Raw genomic sequence first — 23,186 nt, 5'->3', positions numbered from 1 at the left:
AGCGCTCTTAATTAAGCCCGTTCCATGTATTTGCCGGTTCGGGTATCAATCTTAATCTTCTCGCCGGTCTTGATAAAGAGCGGCGCCTGGACCGTGATTCCGGTCTCCATGATCACCGGCTTCTGGACGTTGTTAGCCGAATCCCCGCGGATGCCTTCCGGGGCGTCCGAAACGGTTAAGACCACGCTTGACGGCATTTCAATCGAAACCGCTTTGTCCTCAACAAACGTCACCGTGACGCCCCCGTTCTCGACCAGGAAGTTCTTGGCGTCACCGACAATTTCCGGTGAAAGGGTGACGGTTTCATAGGTCTCCGGGTCAGAAAAGACATAATCCTGTCCGTCCTTGTAGCTGAACTCCATTTTGCGAGTCACCATGGGGACCACGTCGATTCTCTCAGTGGAGCTGAAGCGGACATCGGAGGAGCGTCCGCTGCGGATGCTACGCAGGGTTGCCTGGACGAAGGCGCGCAGGTTGCCAGGGGTCCGGTGCTGGCTGTCCAAAACCACGCAGATGTCCCCGTTATAATTAATCGCCATACCCCGGCGCAGGTCGTTTGCTGTTGGCATATCTTGCTAAATCAAAAACACATTCCCGCCGAGTTTCTCCTCGACGGGAGCCGGAGAATATAGCCAACTTTCAGTTGAATGCAAGCGCGGTTTTGAGCTGATGAGTGATGCCTCAGTGACTACGGGGTTGCCGGCTGAAGCCGGCGTTCCGGACGCGCGGAACGCCGCCTTTAGGCGGCAGCGCCCGCCGTCACTAACCGATTACGCTGATGAGCTGAATTCACCTCAACGAAACTATGTATGAACATCGACGAGAACATTTAGTGCCGAGCCCCGTATTCTATGCGCGGGTGGCGCGCAGCGCCGGTGCGGCCTTGGTTATCATCCTGGGCTCGTTGGGTCTGGGCATGACCGGCTACCATGCGTTTGAAAAGATGTCCTGGCTGGACTCCTTCTTGAACGCCGCGATGATCCTCTCCGGCATGGGGCCGGTCGGTCCGCTCCAGACCAGCGCCGGGAAACTCTTTGCCGGTTGCTACGCCCTCTTCAGCGGACTGGCATTCGTTTCCGCTCTCGGGGTAGTCTTTGCGCCCATTTTCCACCGGTTCCTGCATAAATTTCACCTCGAAACGAGGCAGTGACGGGATTAATGCGCCCGCCGCTCTCGGGCTGGGAGGACGGTGGGATGGACTACACCTAGAGGGAGAAGCATCGGCAGATTAAAGATGCAGTTCATGTTAGGGACTCCTCAGTATTCGTCCTGCGGCGCGAAGCCGCGCCTCAGGCAATTCTCCGTCACAACGCGCGAGACCAAGAAATTCTGAAGATACTCGCGCCCACCCGCCTTGGTCCCACCGCCGGACATCTTGAATCCCCCGAAAGGCTGGCGTTCGACGATAGCGCCCGTGATCGTGCGATTGATATAAAGATTGCCGCAGACCATTTCCTGGCGCGCGCGCTCGATGTTCACCGGGCTGCGCGAGTAACACCCGCCGGTCAGCGCGAACTCACTGGCATTGGCCAGAGCAAGGGCCTCGTCGAAGTCTCTGGCCTGGCTCACTGCCAGCACGGGGCCGAAGATTTCTTGGCGGAACAAGCTGCTGCCAGGCGGGACATCTGTGAAAATGGTTGGAGGCACATAACAGGCGTTCGGGTCGTCAGGCGCCGTGCCTTGCCAAGCGAGTTTCGCCTCCTGCTTTCCTTGGGTAATGGCAGCCAGAATCCGCTGCTGCGCCTCGGGGCTGATAACTGGTCCAATCAAGGTGCCCGGGGTCTCGGCAGGGCCGACCCGCATGGAAGCCGTCGCTGCTATCAACCGTTCCAAAAACCTGGCGTAACTGTCCGACAGAACCACCAGGCGCGAAAGCGCGCTGCATTTTTGGCCTTGATAGCCAAAGGCCGAAGCGATGCAACCCGTCACCGCTTCATCCAAATCGGCGTCGCTGTCGATAATCATGCAGTTCTTGCCGCCCATCTCGCAAACGACTTTCTTGAGATTCGGCTGGGCGGGGGACGTTTTTCCGGCGGCTTGCCAAATTGCAAGCCCGACCTCTTTCGAGCCGGTGAAGGCGACGAAGTCCGTTTGGGGATGCTCGACCAACCGCGAGCCGACGATTGGTCCAGGACCTGTGATCAAGCTGATGCTGCCGGCCGGCAGGCCCGCCTCAATGAACAGGTCCATCAGGCGCGCGGCGATGACCGGCGTCTGGTCCGAGGGTTTCATGATGACGGTGTTGCCGGCAACCAGTGCGGCGGTAGTCATTCCGGTCACAATGGCCAAAGGAAAGTTCCAGGGGGCAATGACCACCCCGGTGCCGCGCGGCCACCAATGCTGGAGGTTGGATTCGCCCGCCACGGCTTGCGTCCGGCGCGGCGTGCCGAGTTCACGCATGACAGCGGCGTAGAAATTGCAGAAGTCAATCGCCTCCGCCACATCCGCATCGGCTTCCGTCCAGGTCTTGCCCGCTTCCAAAACTTCCAGGGCTGAAAGACCGGCTTTATCGCGGCGCATCAAGTCCGCGACCTTTTCGAGCAGGGCGGCGCGCTCATCCGCCGGTGTGCGGGCCCATGCCGGTTGGGCCCGGCGCGCAGCGGTCAAAGAGGCTTCTGCCTCCTCGATGCCTGCTTGAGCCGCGTAACCGATGACCTCACGCTGATTGGCCGGGTTCAACGAGGGGAGCCAATCCCGGGTGGCAACCGGCTTGTGATTAATAACGAGCGGCTGGCGTTGACCCATGTTACGCCGCAATTCTTTGAGGGCCGCCGCTATCTTCTGGCGTTCGGCGGGTCTGGTGAAATCCGTGTGAGGCTCGTTGACGAAGCCCCGCCCGTTTCCAGAGCCCAGCACGCTCGTTTCGACCACGACCGCCCGGGTTGGCTCGGGCTGGACGAGCGAGCGCGGGTCCCTGAGCAACTCCTGCCGGCTGGCGCCTTTGGCGAATTTATTAGCCAGAAACCCTTCATTCGAGGTGTTCTCGAGGAGGCGCCGCACGAAATAGGCTATCCCGGGCAGCAGTTCGCCTACGGGACAATACTCGCGCAACCGGCAACCGGTTTGAAGCATTGCCCCTTTGATCGGATCGGCCATCCCATAAAGCATCTGAAACTCGAACGCGCGCCGGTCCAGCCCGAGACGCTCGGCTTGAGCCAACACATGCGCGATGCTGCGGACGTTATGGGTGCCAAAGGCGGCATCGACAGCATCGTCATTTTCGAGAAGCACGAGGGAAAGCTGCTCGAAATTGGCATCGGTCTCGGGTTTTTGGCCAAAGACAGGCAGCGGCCAGTGCCGTTGGTGCGCGGCGACCGTTTCGTAATCCCAATAGGCGCCCTTAACCAAGCGTATGGTGAGCCGGCGCTGGTGTTCGCGGGCGAATTGAATGATGCCACGCAAATCCATCTCGCACTCCGCTAAGTAGGCCTGCAGTGCAAGCCCGCACGCCGGCGTCGCAGCGAACTCCGGTTCCGCAAAAATCGCCTTGAACAGCCGGAGCGTGAGGTCCTTCAGGGCGTAACTCTCCATGTCAAAATTGATGAACGCGCCAAGCTCCTTTGCCCGGCGCAGGATTGGCCGGAGCCGCCGCGAGATGGCGCTGATGGCGGTATCGGGGTCAGCCGGATGGATTTGCGAATAGAGCGCCGAGATTTTCACTGAAAGATTAAGAGCTGGGGATTGGCCGCGGGGCGAGTCGTTGCTCTTGGACGGATGCTTCCAATTGGCTATCTGGAGCGCGAGTGAGTCCATCAGTTCGAGATAGCGTTGCGCATATTGGTCCGCCTCAGCCTCGCTGACCACCGCCTCGCCCAGGACATCAACAGTAAAGGCGATGTCCTGCTGATGGAGCTGTGCCAAAGCGGCGGCTATCTCCTTTGGGTCATTGCCGAGCATGAATTGGCGGGCCATTCCGGTCACCTGCGCCTTTACCCCAGCCCCCAGCAGCCACGAAGCGCCTCCTGCCGCCTTGAGCCCCATCCGCAGGGCAGGCGAGAGTTGGACCTGGTCCTCGCCGAGGTACTCCTTCAGGTGCCGGGCGATTTCTCTTGAAGAGGCCAGCGCCGGCAGCACATCCACAAACCGGAAGAGCTGCGTTTTGAAATGCTCGTCACGCATGGCCCAATCCATCAGCGTGCCGTAAAAGCCCTTTTTGCTGAAAAGCGACGGAGCCTCGGCGGCCTCCATCAAGCTAAAGATGCGCTCACCCCATTGCCGGATAGCGGGTTCAAGCTCGGTTGGTGTTGGGCTTTGTCCCTGGCTGACAGTGGAGACCGTTGCGCTCACAAGGTAACCTGACGCAGTTTTTGAGTACCGGCAAGATGATTAGCAGTGGCCATCCACGGGGGCCAGGGCCAATGACGAGGCGTCCTTTGGCTTGCGTCCAGGACGCAACTGCCATCAAGCCTTGGAGCGGGCTATCCAACACCACGAGCCGTTATGCGGTTAGAGCGGTTAACGTCACTCAAACAGACCCTGGATTTCCTCCCACGTCAGGTTATCCGCCAGCGTCTCCTCGCCCCCGAGGGTGGCTTTGATGATGGCGCGTTTCTTTTGCTGGAGCGCCAGAATCTTCTCCTCCACCGTGCCGCGCGCGATGAGCTTGTAGCTGGTCACCACGCGGGTCTGGCCGATGCGATGGGCGCGACCGGTGGCTTGGTCCTCCACCGCCGGATTCCACCACGGGTCAAAGTGGACCACCGTGTCGGCCCCGGTGAGGGTGAGGCCCACCCCGCCGGCCTTGAGGCTGATGAGAAAGACGGGAATCTGCGCATTGCCCTGGAATTCCTCCACGACGGCGCCGCGATTGGTCGTCGAGCCATCGAGGTAGCAGAACTCAATGGTCTCCGCCGAGAGCTTGTCCTTAAGGAGAGTGAGCATTGTCGTAAACTGGCTGAAGACCAGCATGCGGTGACCGCCATCCATGGCCTCCTCGAGCAACTCGCCAAACATCGCCAGCTTGCCGGAGTTGTCATCGGTGAACTGAGTGTTGTCCAGCTTGAGCAGCCGCAAATCGCAGCAAATCTGGCGCAGGCGCAGCAGCGCGTTGAGCACGATCATCTTGCTTTTCGCCACGCCTTGGGCGCCGACGGCGTCCATGACTTCCTTGCGGCTGACGGCAAGCACCTGCTTGTAAATCTGCGCCTGGTCGTCGGTGAGTTCGCAGAAGGAAACTTGTTCGAGCTTCGCGGGCAAATCCTTGGCCACCTCGGTCTTGAGCCGGCGCAGGATGAAAGGCCGCAGCCGCCGTCCGAGCCGCGCCTGGACGGCCTCGTCCTTGTCGCGCGTGATGGGCTGTTCGTAACGCTCGCGAAAATCCGTCGCCGACCCAAGGTAGCCGGGCATCAGGAAATCAATAATGCTCCAGAGATCGAGCACCGAGTTTTCCATCGGCGTGCCCGTGAGAACGAGGCGGTGGCTGGTGTGGATGGCTTTCACCGCCTGCGCATTCTGGGTTTGCCGATTTTTGATGTGCTGGGCCTCGTCGAGCACGAGCGTGTCGAATTCCAACTCGCGATACCGCTCCGCGTCCCGCCGGATGAGCGCGTAACTGGTGACGACCAGATCGCTCCCGGCGATGTACTCAAAGTGTTCGTGACGGCCCGTGCCGTGCAGCGCCATGGCCTTCAGGCCGGGCGTGAACTTCTTGGCTTCCGCCAGCCAGTTGAAGACCAGCGAGGTTGGGCAGACGATGAGCACCGGGCCGGAGAGCTTGCGGTTCGTGTGGCAGGATTGGATGAACGCCAGCGTCTGGAGCGTTTTGCCCAAGCCCATTTCGTCTGCGAGGATGCCTCCGAATTTATTGTCGCGGAGGAACTGCAACCACGCCACGCCCTGCCGTTGGTAGGGCCGCAGCACCTCTTCGAGCGGACCGAGCGGCGGGCACGTGAGTTTCGCCTGGCCGCTCTGTTGTGCGGCGCGTTCGCGCCAGCCGGCAGCCGCCTGCACCTGCCAGCCGGGCTGCTGGCGCAACGTCGCGTCCAGAAAGCCCGCTTGCATGTCGCTGAAGCGGTAACCTTTGGCGTGTTGCTGCGGCGCGCAGTCGCGCAGCACCTCGGTGAACTCCTCCAGCGCGCCGGTGTCAATCAGGGCAATGCGGCCATTCTTCAACCGGGTCGTGCCGTTGCCGGACAGAATCAGGCGCTGAATGTCCGCCGCAGAAAATTTCTCGCCATCCGCCGACGCCAACGACATCTCGACATCGAACCACCGCTCCCCGGAGGGCCGGATTTCAAAGCGCGGTTCGAGCCTTTCAAAATTCTTTGTTGTGCTGTGCTGAAGGCGTTCCGCCAGCGAGACCTCCCATTCCTTTTTCCAGCGGACGTAGTCGCGCGCGAAGAAACGCACTACGGCGCTCTCACCGTGCAAATTCCAGCGCCCTTGCGCGTCCGGACCGGTGAAGCCCGCCCGGCGCATCCGCTCCGCCGCCGCGACCTCCGCCGCAAAAGCGCGCGTTGAGTAACGCGTGGTGCACTTCGGGTCCGGCAGCCAGAGCGACTCGTCTTTGGCCGTCACGCCCACGGTCATGATGCGCGGGCCGTAAGCGCACTGGAGCTGCGCTTGGACTTGGGCCAGCCCGCCGTTGAGCGCGAGGATGAAGCGCGGCGACTGGGGCTCGAGGGTGAACTCATCAATGCCAAAATTGGCATCCACTTCGCTCTCGGCCTCCAGCACGGCCAGTTCCTGGCTCAGAAACAACGGCCCGCGCGAGCGGGGCAATTTCATCGGCCCGCGAAACAATTCGCGCCATTGCGCCGGCAAACCAACTGGTTCAAGCGATTCTCCCCGAAAAGCCCACAGCGACTCCCCAGCAATCAGCGTCGGGGGCTGAAGGTTCGGGGGCAGGTTCAGCCGAATTTCCCCGGAGGTTTCAAGCGTCGCTTCCACCGGCACGCGCCACGCCGCCGCGCGCACCTCGAGCGGTGGATTGCGCCCCAGCGCCACGCGCGGGTGACCGGCCAGCGCTTCGAGCAGTTGGGTCAATTCCCCCAAATTGAGCATCAAGCCGCCGGGTGTTTCGTTCCCAGCGAGTTCCTCGGCCTTGTCCAGCAGGCGCGTGTCTTCCGGCGACAAAGCAAAGGCCTGGTTCATTGGCAGCACGCTGAGGGGCACGCGACCCCGGCTCCACTTGCCCTCGAATGTGACCATCACCTTCCCGCGTTCGATACCCGTGGCAAAGGTGGGCGGCAGAATGACGGAGATTTCCAGGCGCTCACCGTCCGCGGCGCGTTTGAGTTTTGGTCCCGGTTGCGGCTCCGGCTCGTGAGCGACGGGTCTTATGCCGAGTCGTCCGGGTAATGGTGTGGCGGTGTCGCTCCCCCGTGGGGGCGCCTTCGTGCTCACCAAATGGTGAAGCCCCACGGCGACCGAGTGCGCGCAGATGATGCCCGCCTCACGGGAAGCGCGGCAGGTGCAGAGGTTGTCTATGTCCACCGGCCCCTTGATGACCAGGCCCGCGCGATACGACGACGCGCCCTCCTGCACAACGCCTTTGAGCAAAGGCGGCGTCCAGTTCGAAGAAATGACCTTGCCCTCCGCCAGCAAAGAGCGGGCATTCTTGACCGCCTCCCAACCGGCCGCCTTCATGAAGAAGGCATCCGTCAATTCGGTGAAACTCATCCGCCCAATTGTGCCGGACACCGTGCGTGCCTGGCAACGCCGTAGTCCTGCGCAGCTCGTTTGAAATGACGGACGCATCTGAGGCGTCGCTTGGCGGTTTTGTCGATCAAACCTCTGTTTTAGGGCTGGACCCCTTATGCTTTTGGGGGTGGGCCGAAGAGGTGTTCAACCGTGCGCGCAAGGCCTTTTTATCGAGCTTGCCCACAGAAGTTTTGGGCAGCGATTCAACAATTTGAATGCTGGTAAGAATAGCCCGTTTGTGAATGGACCCGAACTCGATACAATGATGCAGATGAGCAACCAGGTCTTGGGCGCTAGCCTTGGAGGAAAGGCCATCGAGTAACACCACAAGGGCGTGCGGCCGCTCTCCCCACTTTGGATCGGGGAGACCGATAACAGCCACTTCATCCACTGCCGGGTGTTGATTAAGAGCGTTTTCGAGTTCAAACGAGGATATCCATTCGCCACCGATCTTAATCACATCTTTGATGCGGTCGGTGATGCGCAGGTAGTTCTGAGAATCGAGGGTGCCGACATCGCCGGTGTGAAGCCAGCCGTCGCGCCAAAGGTGTCCGGATTGTTCCGGCGCTTTAAAGTAGCCTTGCGTTAACCAAGGCGCTTGCAGAACGAGTTCTCCGGCATGCTCCTGGCCGCCAGGCAGCGTTCGACCTTGGTCATCCACGATTCGAGCGCGTACAAACGGGGTAAGCAATGTGGCGCGGCACAGCAGGTCAGCCTGCGCTTCGGGCTCAAGTTTGCTGAGACTTGGCTTGGCCTGTCCCAACGCCACCACGGGACATGTTTCCGACATGCCGTATCCGGTGAGCAGCCGGATGCCGCGCGCCCTCGAGGCACGTCCCAGGTCCTCGGTGAGCGCGCTTCCGCCGATGAGCATTTTCAATTGGGACAGGTCCAGGTCCCGGAAGGCTGGGTTTTGCAGCAAGGTGCGCAAAATGGTCGGGACGCCGTGGCTGAAAGTGGGTTGATGCGTCGTTATTAATTTCACCAGGGTGTGCGGTTCAAAACGACCGGGATAAATCTGTTTCAGTCCGAGGGCGGTGGCCATGTAAGGTACTCCCCACGCATGAGCATGAAACATCGGCGTCAGCGGCAGGTAAACATCGTCCGTGCTCAGGCCCACCGGATGCCGCCCTGTCGCCAGAGTGAAACCCACAATGAACGTGTGCAAAACGATCTGGCGGTGAGTGTAGAAAACGCCCTTGGGCTCGCCTGTGGTGCCCGTGGTGTAAAACAAAGTAGCCACGGTGTCCTCCTCGAAATCAGGGAAAGAGAATTCCGTGGGTGAGGAAAGGAGAAGAGCCTCGTATTCGCCGGCAAAGCCGGCCTTGGATTTAGCGGGGCAGGCATCGTCGGAGAGGAGCACTCGGTGCTGGACTGTTGGCAAACGCGAGATCATCTGCTCGACCAACGACACAAAATCGGTGTGGATGAACAGCGCTTTATCCTCGGCGTGGCCAATGGTGAAACAGAGCTGATCGGGTGACAGCCGGATATTTACCGTGTGCAACACCGCCCCGATCATTGGGACAGCAAAATAGAGTTCCAGGTAGCGATGGCTGTCATAGTCGAGCACGCCGACACGATCTCCATTCCCGATGCCTAATTGGGTGAGCACGTTTGCCAACCGCTGGATGCGCTCGAAAAAGCCTCGATAAGTGAGGGCTTTCAGGTCTCGATAAATGATCTGCTGGTCGGGCGCCCATGCCAAAGGGCGATCAAGCAGGTACTTCAACAGGAGTGGGGTGGGTTTTCCTGCAAGCGGGTAATCGGTTCCCGGCTCGGCCCCCGGCGGCGCCAACGGAACCACAGAGCGGGAGGTGTGCGAATGGCGGTCAGACTTTGACATGGGTACGGATGAGTGTCGCGAGGCAAACCAAAATGTAAAACTCGAAATTGATCCCTCGCTTGCTTTGCCATTGCGCAAAGACCTACATTTGCGAATGAGCATGAATAAACGCGAATTCCTCGTGAGGACAACTCTCTTGGGCATAGGGGGCCTGGCTGGAGGAAGCTCTGCGCGCGCAGCCGAGCAGAGCGGGGCGCGAACTGCTTCCGTTTACAACGTTGTCGATTTTGGCGCAAAAGGCGACGGCAAGACCCCCGATTCGGAGGGCATCCAGAAGGCGTTGGATGCCGCGGGCGCAGTCAGCGGGACGGTCTATTTCCCGGCGGGACGCTATCTGTGCCACGATTTGAGGATTCACCCGCATACCACTGTCCTGGCGGAGCCCCAATGGGGGTACCGGGGGGAGGGCGGCGCCATGCTGCTGCTTGATTCCGATGAAGCGGACTGCCTGATCAACATCACCGGCGCCTTCGGCGTGCACCTCCGCGGACTTTTCTTGCAGGGCCGCCGCGGAGCCAAAAAAGCCATTCACGGTGTCTTCCTGAATAACGACCAGAAGTATAGCCCGCAGGAGGACTCGATTGTAATCGACGACTGCAAGATCGAACGGTTTTCGGGACACGGCGTTCATCTGTTGCGCATCTGGGTCTTCATCATTCGCCGCAGCATCATGCAGGGCAACAAAGGGTGTGGCGTCCAAATCACCGGCTGGGATGGGTTCGTGATGGATAACCAGTTCTCCGGTAATGGCAGCCACGGCTTTGGCTGCGACTCGGTGGGAGCCACGGTCATGTTCACGGCCAACCGCGTCGAATGGAACCAGGGCTACGGCCTTTACCTCTGCGCGGGCGATGCGTGGAACGTCACTGGAAACTGTTTTGATCGCAATTGGGGCGCGGGCCTCTGTGCCTTGAGGATGCGCACCACCACGATAACCGGAAATGTCTTCAGGCGTTGCGGCAAAGACAGCAGCAGGTTGGCGGAGGCGGAGCGTTCCTGCCAGGTGCGACTGGAGGAATGCAACGGGTTGAGCTTCGTTTCCAATGTATGCGCGGCGGGCCGGGATGATGGCGGGAAGGGGACTTACACCCCGCAGTTTGGATTCCTGCTGCGGAAACTCAGTTACTGCATGATTTCGTCCAACACCCTGTTTGAGGGTTATATCAAGGACATGACGGCGGACCTGGGCGAACATGGCGCAGGTCACGTGTTCACCAACAATGTCGGCTGCCCGAGGACCGCGTGATTGGCCTGTCTGCCAAACGATTCCCGGCAACACGGGCGCGCATCATTCATAGACCGGGCGCCTGGCATCGAGAGGAATCCGCGTCCTTACCGGGAGGAGTCTGTCACCTTGACCGCGAAATAAATCATGTGGCCGTGCACCTTTTTGAACCAGTGAGGCACACGATTGGGAATTACAATCACATCTCCCTTGGCCAGGCGCCGTTCTTTGCCCCCTGAGATTCTCACGGCACGGGTTTCGCCGGGGGCTGTTTGTTTCGGATCAACCGCTACGCCCCCGGTTACGAACGTGGCCGAGCCTTCCATGATGTAAAAAACATCCGTATCCCATTCGTGGATTTCAACCTCGCCCGGGGTGGTGCGATTGCCCGTCTGGACCTTGAACTTGTCGGTGACCACCAACGGCGCGCTCTTGGCAAAAGCGGCTGCAACTTTCTGCGCATCGAAATAGAGCACCGGAGAGATTGGGACCTGGTCGCCGGCCAGCACCGCAGCGCAGAGGCCGGACGCGAGCAAGCTGGAGATAGCTTTGAATTTCATATGGTTTTTCTACCGGGCGGCACGTTGGCATACCTTTCAATCCCACGGCCACCGTCGGTCTCGTGGGCGAGAAAATGCTCCAGCTTTTTCTCCCTCTCAAGCTCGGAAGGCATTTGCCGCAAGGCCCCGAATGTAACGCCCAAGCCATAACAGGTAGCACGCTTCGGTCGCAAGCGCCTTGAGTTGAATCCCTTCGAAGCCTACTCGACAAGATGTGATTCTTTGATCGCCTGCTGCATTTGCGCCACTTCCTCATCGGTGAGCAGGCGCCAGCGCATCCTCGACCAATCCTGGATCCGCGTCAGAGAATTTACCTGTGCCGCGCATGGGGGGCTGCTATAAAAGCCGCCTATGGTTCGATACCAACGGCTGCTTGTTCTGGGGATGCTTGCCTGCGCTTGGGGCGCCCTGCGGGCCAATCCATCAGCAGGCGCCGAGAGCGATTTATTCATTTCCATCACGACGGCTCGTTCGTGCATCAACCTGTTTGTGGGCGAGGATGGCCGCCTTTACGAACTGGGTTACGGCAGCCGCGAGTTCAAGGCCTCATATCCCAAGGGCAAACCCGCACGCGAGGCCGAATTCCATCCCGCCTACGGGAACGGGTTTATTTGCGAACCGGCATTGCAAGTTACCCACGCGGATGGCAACACCTCGACGGACCTGCGGTTTGCAAAGAGCGAAACCACGAACCTGGATGCCAATGTCACGCTCACGCGCATTGAACTCAAGGACAGCTTCTATCCCTTTTACGCGACCCTCTGTTTTAAAAGCTATGTTGCCGAGGACCTCATCGAGCAGTGGACCGAATTCAATCAGCAGGAAAACGGGCCGGTAACCCTCCTGCGCTTTGCTTCTTCAGCCCCGGCCTTCCGAGCCAAAGAATATTGGCTCACCCAATTCCAAGGTGATTATGCGCGGGAAGCCAATATGGTTGAAGAGCAGCTCGAGCCCGGGATCAAGGTCCTGGACTCCAAAATTGGGGTGCGGGCCAGCCGGTTTCGCCTCCCATCATTCGTGCTGGCTTTAGATGGGCCGGCCAAAGAAGAATCCGGCGAAGTGTTTGGCGGTTCGCTGGCCTGGTCGGGCAGCTATCAATTGGCCTTTGAGGTGGACTGGGACCATCGCCTGCGCGCCTTGTGTGGCATCAATCCTTTCGGGTCAGAGTACCATTTGCACCCTGACGTTACATTTACAACCCCCTCGATGCTTTGGACCTGGAGTGATCATGGCAAGGGCCAGGTCAGCCGCAACTTCCACCGCTGGGCGCGCCGCTATGGAATTCGCGACGGAGACCAGCCCCGCCCAGTCCTGCTCAACAATTGGGAGGCGACCGGTTTCAAATTTGATGAGCAAACAGTCGTCTCGCTCTTTGACGGCGCAAAGGAACTTGGGGCCGACGCCTTTCTGCTGGATGACGGGTGGTTTGGCAACCGGCATCCGCGCAATGCAGACAATGCCGGCCTGGGCGATTGGCAGGTCAATACCAACAAATTGCCTCATGGCCTTTCGCACCTCGCCGAGCAGGCGCGGCAGCGCGGCATCCGGTTTGGCATTTGGCTCGAACCCGAGATGGTCAACCCGGCCAGCGACTTGTTCGAGCAACACCCGGACTGGGCCATCCGCCAGCCGCACCGCGAACTGGAGCTGAGCCGCAACCAGCTTGTGCTCGATCTGAGCCGGCCCGAGGTGCGTGAATTTGCCTGGAACGCCATCGATAACATCCTCGGGTCGAATCCGGGCATTTCTTATGTGAAATGGGATGCCAACCGTTACGTGACGCAGCCCGGCTCGACGTATCTGCCCCCTTCAGAACAATCCCACCTGCTCATTGATTATAACTTCGGCCTTTATGACCTCATGCGGCGGATGACGGAGAAGTATCCTCATGTCCAGGCGATGCTCTGTTCAGGGGGTTCGGGCCGCGCCGATTACGGAGCGCTCAAGTATTTCGATTCGTTCTGGCCCAGTGATAACACCGACCCGCGCAGCCGCGTCTTCATCCAGTGGGGCTTTAGCCATTTCTTCCCCGCCTCAACCCTCTGCGCGCACGTGACTCGGATGGGGCGGCGTCCGCTCAAGTTCACGCTCGATGTGGCCTTGAGCGGAGCGTTGGGATTGGATTTGGATGCGCGCAAACTCAAGCCCGAGGAACGCCGCGCCATCGCCAGCGCCGTTTTGCTCTACAAACAAACCGTTCGCGAGATTACCGCCCAAGGCGACCTGTTCCGGCTCGAATCACCTTACCAAGGGCCGCGAAGCGCCTTGGATTATGTCCTGCCTGACCGTTCCCGGGCGGTGCTCTTTGTGTACCAACTCGCGGATGACGACGCGAATAAACCGGTCCGGCCCGGGGGCTTGGACCCGCAGCGCAACTATCGCGTGCGCGAACTCAATCTTGCCGAAGGGACGTCTGGGCGCCTCGACAAAGAAGGACAGATCGTTCCAGGGTCAATTCTGATAAATGAAGGGCTTGTTCCGGCCTGCCATCGTGAATTCGACAGCTCGATTATCGAGCTGATCGCCGAGCCGGCACGGTAGGTTGGAGCCTGTTTTAGTGCGCCGTGGAAATGCGCACTAAAACAGGCTCTTAACACCCTGCAACATCCGGAGTGACAAGCTTGCGCCCCGGTGTTAAAGAGCAGGCAGCAAGTTTGTTATGAAAAGGCTCGCTCTACCGCTCCTGTTTGCTCTTGGCCTGGTTTGTGGCTGCGCAAACACCTACGTCATGAAACTCACCAATGGCATCCAGCTCACCACTTCCGGAAAACCCAAGCTCAAAGGAGCCAATTATCATTACAAAGACGCTCAGGGCCGCGACAATGTTATCCCCCAAAGCCGTGTCGAGGAGATTGAACCAGCCTCGATGGCCAGCCACGAGAATCGGTTTGTCCCCTCTCCCCCGGCCAAGCATCATTGGTGGAAGTTTTGGTGAGCCCGCGGCGGCGCCCGCTGCTGCCGGTTTACAGCATTCATCCAACAGGTTATGCTTAAGGCCCTGTAATGGCCCTGAAAAGAACACGTGTAGTTGTCGGCATGAGCGGCGGAGTCGATTCCTCTGCTACGGCGGCGCTTTTGCTCGAACAGGGCTATGACGTGGTCGGCATCACCCTCAAGCTCTGGCCGCAGGACTGCATCTCCCGCGCTGAAGACAAGTGCTGCGGTCCCCAAGCCGTCACCGACGCCCGGGCCGTCTGCCATAAACTGGGCATACCGTACTATCTCATTGATGAAGCGGCGGAATTCCAAACCAAAGTCATTCAGTATTTTGCCGATGAGTACAAGGCCGGGCGCACCCCGAATCCTTGTGTGATGTGCAACCAGAACCTCAAGTTTGGACGGCTCATCGAGCGGGCCGACCAGCTTGGCGCCCAGTACATCGCCACCGGCCACTTCGCCCGCGTCGAGAAGTCTCCTGAGACCGCGCGCACCTGGCTCAAGCGCGGCCATGACCCGCGCAAAGACCAGAGCTATTTCCTTTTCTCGTTGGGCCAGCAGCAGTTGGCGCGGGCTCTCTTCCCGCTTGGTGAAAAAACAAAGGCCGATACTCGCGAGGTCGCCCGTCAGTGCCAGCTCAAGACCGCTGACAAAGAGGAGAGCATGGAAATCTGTTTCGTGCCGGATAATGATTATGGCAAGTTTCTGCGGCAGGCGAAGCTGGCCCAGACGCATCGAGGCGAGATCGTCAATGTTGAGGGCCATGTCTTGGGGTTCCATGAAGGCATTGAGTTCTACACTATTGGCCAACGCAAGGGCTTGGGCATCTCTTCTCCAAGACCCCTTTACGTCCTGGACCTGGACCCTGCTGCCAACCGGGTGGTGGTCGGAGGTGATGTCTCTGGCCTCGAACGCGACGAGTTCATCGCCGAGCGGTGCAACTGGATAGCCTATGACCCGCCGCCCGAAAGCGTGGCTGCTACGGTGAAGATTCGCTATAACCACCCCGGCGCCGCCGCAACAGTTACCCCGCTGGCTTCAGGCAGGGCCAAGGTCAAACTGCACACCCCTCAACGCGCTGTGACCCCTGGCCAGGCCGCTGTCTTTTACCAAGACGACCTCGTTCTAGGCGGTGGTTGGATTTCTCTGCAACGATAGACCCTGGCGCGGGCATCAAACACCCCCCGGGGCCAATGACAAGGTCAGTTTCAAGCCTTTGTAGGAGACGACGTAAGGAGTCTCTGATCAGAATTGTCAACTGGCCGCATTTGGTTCACGCGGAAGTTGCTGATCAGAGACTCCTTACGTCGTCTCCTACACTCAGGAATGGCGGCTCATTGCTTCGACTCTGTCATTAGGCCCGGAACACCCCTGGTGGCACGCGCACGAACACGCCACAAAACCGTCCGGTAGATTCAGCGCATTCATCGCCCCATGATTTTCCTAGGACGAAAATGTTTTCATTTGTCATTGCGTTGCTGATAAAGTGGGGGCCGGCCATGCCACGGATTGTGAATGGACATTGGAACAAGCGCCTGCCGATGGCAGGCGTTGCGGCCGGCTTCCTGCTCGCGGGATTTTCATGCAGCCACGGAAGCCAGCCCGTCTCGCCGGCGCCCCTCGCAGCCTTGCCGGCCGGGAGCAACCCCGCCGACCCTTACCTTTGGCTGGAGGGTGTTACCGCAGACAAAGCCCTGGCGTGGGTCAAAGCCCAAAACACCATCAGCACCAGAGAACTTGAAGCCTCTCCCGATTTTGATCTGATAAACAAACGGTTGCTGTCCATCCTTGATTCCAAGGCGCGCATCCCCTATGTCGCAAAGCACGGACGCTATTATTATAATTTTTGGCGCGACAATAAGAACGTGCGCGGGCTCTGGCGCCGGACCAGCCTCGAGGAATTCAAGAAGGATGACCCCACCTGGGAAACCGTGCTGGACCTGGACAAATTGGCCGCTGACGAAAAGGAGAACTGGGTTTGGAAGGGATATGATGTGCTCTATCCGACCTATGATCGGTGCCTGGTTTTTCTCTCGCGCGGTGGAGCAGATGCCAGAGTGGCGCGGGAATTCGATCTGACCACAAAATCGTTTGTGCCGGGCGGTTTCTATTTGCCGGAAGCCAAGAGCGACGTGGCCTGGCGCAACCGCGATACCCTCTATGTGGGAACCGATTTCGGCCCCGGTTCGCTGACGACCTCCGGCTATCCGCGCATTATTAAGGAATGGCGGCGCGGCACACCGCTTGAGCAGGCCACAGTGGTCTTTCGCGGCCAACCCGGTGATGTCGAGGTTGGGGCCTCGGTTGTCCACGACCACGGTTATACCTACGAGCTGATCCAACGCGGAATGACCTTCTTTACCAGCGAGGATTACGTCCGCCGCGGCGATCAATGGGTCCGCATCGATAAACCCGACGATGCCACTGTCGGCACATTCGCCGATCAATTGCTCGTGCGCCTGCGCACCGATTGGACCGTGAACGGGAAAACATTCCCTGCAGGCTCGCTGTTGGCGGCCAATTTCGATGGGTGTGTGAAAGGCGAGCGGAGTTTTGAGCCGCTGTTTACCCCCTCAGCGCGCAAGAGCCTCGAGGCAACCAGCGCGACAAGGCATTACCTCATCCTGAACGAACTGGACAACGTGCGCAGCCATTTGTACGCGCTCCAACACCAGAATGGCCGCTGGACCCGCGTCCCACTGCCGGCGCCCGATTTTGGCTCGGTCGGCATTCATGGAATCGATCCTGATGAATCGGACGATTACTTTATGACCGTCACGGATTTCCTGACCCCTTCCAGCCTGTACCTCGGGACGCTCGCCAAGGCTGAGCGCGAGAAGCTCAAGAGCTTGCCTGCTTTCTTTAAGACGGACGGCCTGGAAATCACACAGCATGAGGCCACTTCGAAAGACGGGACCAAAATCCCTTATTTCCAAGTCAGCCCCAAGGGCATGGCGCTCAACGGGAGCAATCCTACCTTGCTCTATGGATACGGCGGCTTCGAGATTTCCATGCTGCCGTCCTATAGCGCCGGGGTGGGGGCCGCATGGCTCGAACGGGGCGGCGTTTATGTCCTGGCCAACATCCGCGGCGGAGGCGAGTTTGGCCCGACCTGGCACGAGGCGGCTCGCAAAGCCCATCGGCAACGCGCTTACGACGATTTCATCGCGGTGGCTGAGGATTTGCAGGTTCGCAAGGTGACTTCGCCGCGCCACCTCGGAATCGAAGGCGGCTCGAATGGCGGGCTCCTAATGGGGGTGATGTTGACCGAACGTCCTGGCTTGTTCAAAGCGGTCGTCTGCCAGGTCCCGCTCCTGGATATGCGCCGCTATAATAAACTCCTGGCTGGCGCGAGCTGGATGGATGAATACGGCAACCCGGATAAACCCGAAGACTGGGCTTACATCAGCAAGTACTCCCCTTACCAAAACGTGCTCAAGGAAAAAAAGTACCCTCGCGTGTTTTTCACCACATCGACTCGCGACGACCGGGTCCATCCGGGCCACGCCCGCAAGATGGTCGCCCGAATGGAAGCCCAGGGACACGACGTTCTGTATTATGAAAACACCGAAGGCGGGCACGGCGGGGCCGCCAACAACAAGCAGGCGGCCTTCATGTCCGCGTTGGCCTACGCATTTTTAATCAAGGAACTGGGGCTGGATGGGCTACACCTCCAGACCTCTTCCGCGCCTTTTTAAAGTCATTTCTAAGTTTCCTTTCTCCCGGGTTCCCTTAGGATGAGCCTCATCATATGACTGGAAACACGGTTCTGTGGGTTTATATCGTTTTATTGCTGGTGGGAGGGCTGATGGGTTTTCTCAAGGCCGGCAGCAAGGTTTCCCTGATTACCTCGGCAATTTCGGCCGCCATCCTGATTGTGGCGTCGATACCCTCGTTATTCCAGCCTGGCGCCCGCCAACTGATAACCGAGGTCATCCTGGCGGCGTTACTGGTCGTTTTCGCCATCCGCTTGACCAAGACCAAGAAATTCATGCCCAGCGGCCTGATGCTGGTCCTTACCCTGGCGGCCCTGGTCTTGCGGCATTTCCTGCATTAAACCGGGGTTCTTTCTCCCTCACAAACATGGGGCAAGCGCTCAACGCAAGATTTTCGAGCCTGGGTTTCCTTGGTGCGGGCAAGCTCCCATGAGTCCGCAAAAACCCACGCTGGATGACCTGCGCATCCACCGCCAAGAGGCGCCGGAAACCAAGGCGCCTCTGTGGGTTCTGCTGTTGCTGGGCGTGCTGCTGCTGGGCGGCAGCGTGGCGGGCTGGCGGCTGTGGCCGCGCGGCATCCTGGTGCGCGCGGTTGCGGCGCGCGAGGCGGGGGCAACAGCGGAGGAGCGAACGGTGTTGAATGCCTCTGGCTATGTCACTGCCAGGCGCGAGGCCACGGTCTCTTCCAAGGTCACCGGCAAAGTTATCGAGGTCCTGGTCGAAGAAGGCATGAAGGTCGATGAAGGCCAGGTGTTGGCACGGCTGGACGATACGAACGTGAAGGCGAGCCTGCTTCTGGCCCAGGCGCAATTGGTTTCCGCGAGCAATGCACTGGCCGAAACAGAGGTGCGCATTCGGGAAGCTGAACAGGAACTCGAGCGCCAAAAGGGCCTGCTCACCAATAAAATCGCCACCCAAGCCGATTATGACCACGCCGAGGCCTCCGCCCTGGCCCTCAAGGCCAGGCTCCTGCAACAAAAGGCGGATGTCGAGGTAGCCCAGCGCATGCTCGCCACCTGGCAGCAGCAGTTGGAGGATACTGTTATCCGGGCGCCGTTCGCCGGGATCGTTACCTCCAAAAATGCGCAACCCGGAGAAATGATCTCCCCGATCTCCGCCGGCGGGGGTTTCACCCGGACGGGTATCTGCACGATTGTCGATATGCAATCGCTGGAAATAGAAATCGATGTCAATGAGAGCTACATCAATCGCGTCGAGGCCGGCCAACCGGTCGAGGCGACGCTCGATGCCTATCCGGATTGGAAAATCCCCTGCAAAGTCATTGCCATCATCCCTGCAGCCGACCGGCAAAAATCCACCGTAAAGGTCCGCGTTGGTTTCAATCACCTCGACCTGCGGCTCCTGCCCGAGATGAGCATTAAAGTGGCCTTTCGCGAAGCCGGCGGCGCCGCTTCGAGCGCGGCCCGCCGGGTAATTGTCCCAAAACAGGCTGTTCGCCAGCAGGACGGCAAAGATGTCGTCTTTGTTCTGCACGATGGCCGCGCCGAGCGCCGCGCCGTCACGGTGGACAGCAGCGATTCCGACAATGCCGTGATTGAGGCGGGGTTGGCTGCGGGCGAACGCGTCGTCATCGAGGGACCCGCGAACCTCGCCGATGGGGCGGCGGTTCGGGAGAATTATTAATAAATTGAAAGGAATTTGCTTTTTGGCCGCGAATTGTTTTGTACGCTGCGCGGGTGATCCGCGCCATCTGCGGTCCTCTCCGATTCGTGGTAATTCGTGAAATTCGTGTCTCTCCCGCTGAAGCGCTGGTCCCCTATCCTCAATTCTAACGACATGCAAAATCCACCCCTTCTGATTATATTCTTGCCGGAATATGACTAAATGGTGTCCAAGTCGCGTTGGCCTTGCGCTCCTTCTGGCTGTGGCCACTCTGCCGGCGGGTAAAAAGGCTTCTCCACTGACCGCTGAGTCTCTCGCCCGGCATGGACCGCCGAAGATGGATCCAGGGGCGGCCCCGCAGCCGATTGTGATTCCGGACAGCGGAAGCCCAGAGGCTAATTTGAATCAATTGTCCATTGCGCTGCGCAAATACATCGCCGGCTCACACTCGTTGCCGAAGGATTTTGATGATTTCCTGGCCAAATCAGGCGTGCAACCGCCCCCGCCACCCCCAGGCAAGAAGTACATGATTCAGGGTCCGGTGGTGGTTTTGGCTGACAGTAGCTCTAAATGAAGTCGCTCGGTAAACCAACCATCGCCATGACCCCTTCAATCCAAACCCGACCGGTGTCGCGAACGCTCCCCGGCTTCACCTTAATCGAGCTTCTGGTCGTTATCGCGATTATCGCCATTCTAGCGGCAATGCTCTTGCCTGCGCTCAGCGTGGCCCGCAACAAAGCCTGGCGCGTCCAATGCGCGTCGCAAATGCGCCAACTGGGTTTGGGGTTCAGCCTGTTTGTGAGCGACAAGGAGGATCGATACCCTCCCGCCGGATACGGCAATGCATCCAATAATGGCCAGCTTGCCTGGGACACCTGGATCTATCACTACATCGGCGGTGTGGCTCCCAATAGCGCTATCGACACCGGCCTGACTCCCACCGCTTACAGCCCAAAAATCGAAAAATGTCCCGCCGACCGCATCCCCACCTCGCCCAGCGATCCACAGTGGGGCTGGGTGGACTTTGGGCTGCGGCGGACTTACGCCATGAACAGCGTTGGCCCGAATTGGTCCGCCGATTGGCAAGTGGATCCTAAAAACGGCGCCTATCCCTTGCCGGATCTTTCGATCCCCGGACGGCATGGGGTAGGTATTTATTGGCAGGATGGGCGCACGCCTGACTGGGATGCGCGCGGCTACCGCAGTTCGGTCGTAATAGATCCCACGGGTACGATTCTTCTGGCCGAAGAGCCCAACATCCAGAATGTCGTCGGCAATATCTGGCCCTGTATTTGCAACGGCCCGCAATTCCCCGGCACCGGCTCACCCGATCTCTTCCAGGTCGATCCGAGCCCGGACGCCAAAAACTTCGGCAATAACGAGTATGGGATCCACAGCCACCGTTTCAATTACCTGTTCCATGATAATCATGTCGAGGCGCTGCGAATCGAGCAAACCGTCGGTTCAGGAACCCTCATCGCTCCGAAAGGGATGTGGACCGTCAAACCGGGCGAGTGACCTTGTCAACTCGCAATGCATACGAAAGCTCCGCGAGGGTCCATCCAGTTCCGGGCCACGATTTTGGATCAAAATGGCAAGCTGATCGGCGCCGGGACGGCTCGCCTGTACAGAACCATCGGTTCGGGTGAGTTTTGGCCTGAGACTTTCGATACCCGGCTGCGGACAAATGCAACCAGATTACTGAAGTCCGACGGTACCCATTCTGCACTCCGGAACTTTAAGGCCAGCCAGCCGGGCTGTTACGATTTCGATTACTCCTTTCTGTTCCGATCCAGAAGGACAGCTTAACCGGGAACGATGCAGAAATGAACAGGAATTCAATTGAATTGATAGATGGCAGGAATGCTGGCGGACGCGCAACAAAGCTGCTAGTGCTTACTTGCAATGATACGCGATATATTGTATAGTGCCATCCATGGCACGAAATGCACCTACCATTACTTGTGGTCCCGATGACCGGCAGGAGTTGGAACGGTTGGCCGGGAGTCGAACCGAATCTAAACAAATGATCGAACGAGCTCAGATTATCCTGGGCTGCCTGGCTGGCAAGCGAGTTCAGGAGGTTGCTCGCAGCTGTCGCACCCGCCCCAATACGGTCATCAAGTGGCGGCAACGCTTCGCGCAACGCGGACTGGCCGGACTGGTGGATGCACCGCGGCCGGGAGCCAAACCGCTTTATGGCGCGGATTTCCGCAACCGGGTGCTTGCGCTTCTGGAACAGCCTCCGCCGGCAGGTCAAGTTTGCTGGGATGGTCCGGCGGTAGCTGCCGCCCTCAAGGGCTCGGTGCATGCGGTCTGGCGAGTTCTTCGCCATGAAGGAATCTGCTTGCAGCGGCAACGTTCGTGGTGCGTCAGCACAGACAAAGAGTTCGCCGTCAAAGCCGCTGACATTGTCGGTCTGTATCTCAACCCCCCGGAGAAGGCGCTGGTGATCTCGGTCGATGAGAAACCCAGCATCCAGGCTTTGGAGCGAAAGACTGGCTACGTGGAAACTGACAACGGCAAGATCGTCCGCGGTCTTAAAAGCACCTATAAGCGTCACGGAACGCTCAATCTTTTCGCGGCGCTGGAAGTAGCAACGGGCCAAGTCAAAACCGCCATCACGCAGTTGAAGCGACGCGAGGAGTTCCTGCAATTTATGGATCAAGTGGTCGCAGAATCGCCGGCTGAGCAGCAATTGCATGTGATCTTGGACAATTATTGCACGCACAAAAAATGCGATGCCTGGCTGTTCCAGCATCCCAACGTTCACTTTCACTTCACACCGACCTCGGCCAGTTGGCTCAACCAAGTGGAAATCTGGTTTGGAATACTTTCGCGCAAGGCGCTGCGTGGGCTGAGCGCCAGGAGTACCGTCGAATTAAGGCAAGCGATTGAAGCATTCATCAAGGCCTATGCTCAGCATGCGAAACCTTTTAAGTGGCGGAAGCGGGAGGTGAAAGGAACACAGCTTCGGAATACTATCGTTAATCTATGCAACTAAGCACTAGTACTGTTACCCAGCAGACGACTGCAGAAAGCAGTAAGAACGGCACCTTCTCCAAAAAGGGCCACCCAAACTGGAAGCCTCGCATCCCAGGGAGTACGTGCCCGCCTTGAGACTTTGCAAGCAGGGTATCCGACACTAGCCTGGGGCCGCGTCCTGCGGCTTTGCTTGGGCCACTGGAGATCCATCTGCCCCGCGCGTCCGAGGAACCAGACGGCTTGGTCTGCGTCTCATGGGTCTCACCGTTAGGTGTGCCAGATGTCATTGAGGCCCCAAGCGACGGCTGGAAATGGAGCCGGTCCAGCGGCCAATAATCCAGCAAAAGAAGGGTAATCGGAAGGCTCACAGCAATCGGCTTCGAGAGCAGCGCAGCGGCGTACAACACCCCGGGCGCGTTTGGCGTCAGCCTCCCGCGCCGTATCGATGATCGCAAAACGCGGCAGGAAACTTTGCAGGTCCAAGCGCAGATGACACTTGGCCGCGGCCTTGCTGCGCCGGTGCTTGGCCCAATCGATGCACGAGGCAATCAACTGGATGGTCGTCGAATCCACCAAGTGAATCGTCCGCTTGAATTTGCGCGCGAACCGCTTGGCGGCCTTGCCGCTGACAAATCTCGGCGAGATATTCCCCA

General features: G+C 59.0%; 17 protein-coding genes. 11 read left to right on the top strand and 6 right to left on the bottom strand.

Features of this window, described 5'->3' with window-relative positions:
• Window positions 1-11: 11 nt before the first annotated feature.
• Window positions 12-569 (bottom strand): elongation factor P, encoded by a 558-nt coding sequence (efp, locus tag VG146_00250; protein HEV2390768.1) that lies wholly within the window; start codon window positions 567-569, stop codon window positions 12-14.
• Between the two features lie 263 nt (window positions 570-832).
• Between efp and VG146_00245 the strand changes: the two genes are divergently transcribed.
• Window positions 833-1,150 carry a hypothetical protein gene (locus tag VG146_00245; GenBank protein ID HEV2390767.1) on the top strand — a complete coding sequence of 106 codons (318 nt, stop codon included), beginning with the start codon at window positions 833-835 and terminating at the stop codon, window positions 1,148-1,150.
• 107 nt (window positions 1,151-1,257) lie between these two features.
• On the opposite strand, the gene VG146_00240 is transcribed toward VG146_00245, so the two are convergent.
• The 3 genes from VG146_00240 to VG146_00230 all read right to left on the bottom strand — a co-directional run bounded on the left by VG146_00240 (window position 1,258) and on the right by VG146_00230 (window position 9,487).
• Complete coding sequence (locus VG146_00240) at window positions 1,258-4,287, bottom strand: proline dehydrogenase family protein (GenBank protein HEV2390766.1); 3,030 nt, start codon at window positions 4,285-4,287, stop codon at window positions 1,258-1,260.
• Between the two features lie 174 nt (window positions 4,288-4,461).
• The gene (locus VG146_00235; protein HEV2390765.1) at window positions 4,462-7,620 is read right to left on the bottom strand and encodes a DEAD/DEAH box helicase; all 3,159 of its coding nucleotides are present in this window, start codon (window positions 7,618-7,620) and stop codon (window positions 4,462-4,464) included.
• 106 nt (window positions 7,621-7,726) lie between these two features.
• Window positions 7,727-9,487 carry a fatty acid--CoA ligase gene (locus VG146_00230; GenBank protein ID HEV2390764.1) on the bottom strand — a complete coding sequence of 587 codons (1,761 nt, stop codon included), beginning with the start codon at window positions 9,485-9,487 and terminating at the stop codon, window positions 7,727-7,729.
• Window positions 9,488-9,587: 100 nt separating this feature from the next.
• Here VG146_00230 and VG146_00225 point away from each other — a divergent pair, with 100 nt between their 5' ends.
• Window positions 9,588-10,733 (top strand): right-handed parallel beta-helix repeat-containing protein, encoded by a 1,146-nt coding sequence (locus VG146_00225; GenBank protein HEV2390763.1) that lies wholly within the window; start codon window positions 9,588-9,590, stop codon window positions 10,731-10,733.
• 86 nt (window positions 10,734-10,819) lie between these two features.
• Here the strand turns inward: VG146_00225 and VG146_00220 are convergent, their stop codons facing one another.
• On the bottom strand, window positions 10,820-11,272 hold the full coding sequence (locus VG146_00220) for a cupin domain-containing protein (protein HEV2390762.1): 453 nt from the start codon (window positions 11,270-11,272) through the stop codon (window positions 10,820-10,822).
• A 351-nt stretch (window positions 11,273-11,623) separates the two neighbouring features.
• Between VG146_00220 and VG146_00215 the strand changes: the two genes are divergently transcribed.
• The 9 genes from VG146_00215 to VG146_00175 all read left to right on the top strand — a co-directional run bounded on the left by VG146_00215 (window position 11,624) and on the right by VG146_00175 (window position 22,552).
• Window positions 11,624-13,813, top strand: coding sequence for an alpha-galactosidase (locus tag VG146_00215; protein HEV2390761.1), 2,190 nt, complete (start codon window positions 11,624-11,626; stop codon window positions 13,811-13,813).
• A 118-nt stretch (window positions 13,814-13,931) separates the two neighbouring features.
• Window positions 13,932-14,207 carry a YgdI/YgdR family lipoprotein gene (locus VG146_00210; protein HEV2390760.1) on the top strand — a complete coding sequence of 92 codons (276 nt, stop codon included), beginning with the start codon at window positions 13,932-13,934 and terminating at the stop codon, window positions 14,205-14,207.
• Between the two features lie 68 nt (window positions 14,208-14,275).
• Complete coding sequence (mnmA, locus tag VG146_00205) at window positions 14,276-15,367, top strand: tRNA 2-thiouridine(34) synthase MnmA (GenBank protein ID HEV2390759.1); 1,092 nt, start codon at window positions 14,276-14,278, stop codon at window positions 15,365-15,367.
• A gap of 341 nt (window positions 15,368-15,708) precedes the next feature.
• The gene (locus VG146_00200; GenBank protein HEV2390758.1) at window positions 15,709-17,907 is read left to right on the top strand and encodes a prolyl oligopeptidase family serine peptidase; all 2,199 of its coding nucleotides are present in this window, start codon (window positions 15,709-15,711) and stop codon (window positions 17,905-17,907) included.
• Window positions 17,908-17,960: 53 nt separating this feature from the next.
• Window positions 17,961-18,266 (top strand): TMEM14 family protein, encoded by a 306-nt coding sequence (locus VG146_00195; protein ID HEV2390757.1) that lies wholly within the window; start codon window positions 17,961-17,963, stop codon window positions 18,264-18,266.
• Window positions 18,267-18,354: 88 nt separating this feature from the next.
• Window positions 18,355-19,569, top strand: coding sequence for an efflux RND transporter periplasmic adaptor subunit (locus VG146_00190; protein ID HEV2390756.1), 1,215 nt, complete (start codon window positions 18,355-18,357; stop codon window positions 19,567-19,569).
• A gap of 193 nt (window positions 19,570-19,762) precedes the next feature.
• On the top strand, window positions 19,763-20,122 hold the full coding sequence (locus tag VG146_00185) for a hypothetical protein (GenBank protein ID HEV2390755.1): 360 nt from the start codon (window positions 19,763-19,765) through the stop codon (window positions 20,120-20,122).
• 26 nt (window positions 20,123-20,148) lie between these two features.
• The gene (locus VG146_00180; protein ID HEV2390754.1) at window positions 20,149-21,066 is read left to right on the top strand and encodes a prepilin-type N-terminal cleavage/methylation domain-containing protein; all 918 of its coding nucleotides are present in this window, start codon (window positions 20,149-20,151) and stop codon (window positions 21,064-21,066) included.
• Window positions 21,067-21,484: 418 nt separating this feature from the next.
• Entirely contained in the window at window positions 21,485-22,552 is a 1,068-nt protein-coding gene (locus tag VG146_00175; GenBank protein HEV2390753.1) for an IS630 family transposase, read from the top strand.
• Window positions 22,553-22,800: 248 nt separating this feature from the next.
• Here the strand turns inward: VG146_00175 and VG146_00170 are convergent.
• A partial coding sequence (locus VG146_00170) for a hypothetical protein (protein ID HEV2390752.1) occupies window positions 22,801-23,186 on the bottom strand: 386 nt, incomplete at its 5' end.

It is taken from the genome of Verrucomicrobiia bacterium, assembly GCA_035946615.1.
In the GTDB taxonomy this organism is placed as follows: Bacteria; Verrucomicrobiota; Verrucomicrobiia; order Limisphaerales; family UBA8199; genus DASYZB01.
Note: the sequence above shows the minus strand (reverse complement) of the source record. Positions and strands in the feature narration are given on the sequence as shown.

Coding starts and splice junctions, on each gene's coding strand:
- VG146_00210 (HEV2390760.1), top strand. CDS start 13,932: ATGAAAAGGCTCGCTCTACCGCTCCTGTTTGCTCTTGGCCTGGTTTGT.
- VG146_00195 (HEV2390757.1), top strand. CDS start 17,961: ATGACTGGAAACACGGTTCTGTGGGTTTATATCGTTTTATTGCTGGTG.
- VG146_00190 (HEV2390756.1), top strand. CDS start 18,355: ATGAGTCCGCAAAAACCCACGCTGGATGACCTGCGCATCCACCGCCAA.
- efp (HEV2390768.1), bottom strand. CDS start 569: ATGCCAACAGCAAACGACCTGCGCCGGGGTATGGCGATTAATTATAAC.
- VG146_00175 (HEV2390753.1), top strand. CDS start 21,485: ATGGCACGAAATGCACCTACCATTACTTGTGGTCCCGATGACCGGCAG.
- VG146_00180 (HEV2390754.1), top strand. CDS start 20,149: ATGACCCCTTCAATCCAAACCCGACCGGTGTCGCGAACGCTCCCCGGC.
- VG146_00225 (HEV2390763.1), top strand. CDS start 9,588: ATGAATAAACGCGAATTCCTCGTGAGGACAACTCTCTTGGGCATAGGG.
- VG146_00215 (HEV2390761.1), top strand. CDS start 11,624: ATGGTTCGATACCAACGGCTGCTTGTTCTGGGGATGCTTGCCTGCGCT.
- VG146_00230 (HEV2390764.1), bottom strand. CDS start 9,487: ATGTCAAAGTCTGACCGCCATTCGCACACCTCCCGCTCTGTGGTTCCG.
- VG146_00220 (HEV2390762.1), bottom strand. CDS start 11,272: ATGAAATTCAAAGCTATCTCCAGCTTGCTCGCGTCCGGCCTCTGCGCT.
- VG146_00185 (HEV2390755.1), top strand. CDS start 19,763: ATGACTAAATGGTGTCCAAGTCGCGTTGGCCTTGCGCTCCTTCTGGCT.
- VG146_00235 (HEV2390765.1), bottom strand. CDS start 7,620: ATGAGTTTCACCGAATTGACGGATGCCTTCTTCATGAAGGCGGCCGGT.
- VG146_00200 (HEV2390758.1), top strand. CDS start 15,709: ATGCCACGGATTGTGAATGGACATTGGAACAAGCGCCTGCCGATGGCA.
- mnmA (HEV2390759.1), top strand. CDS start 14,276: ATGGCCCTGAAAAGAACACGTGTAGTTGTCGGCATGAGCGGCGGAGTC.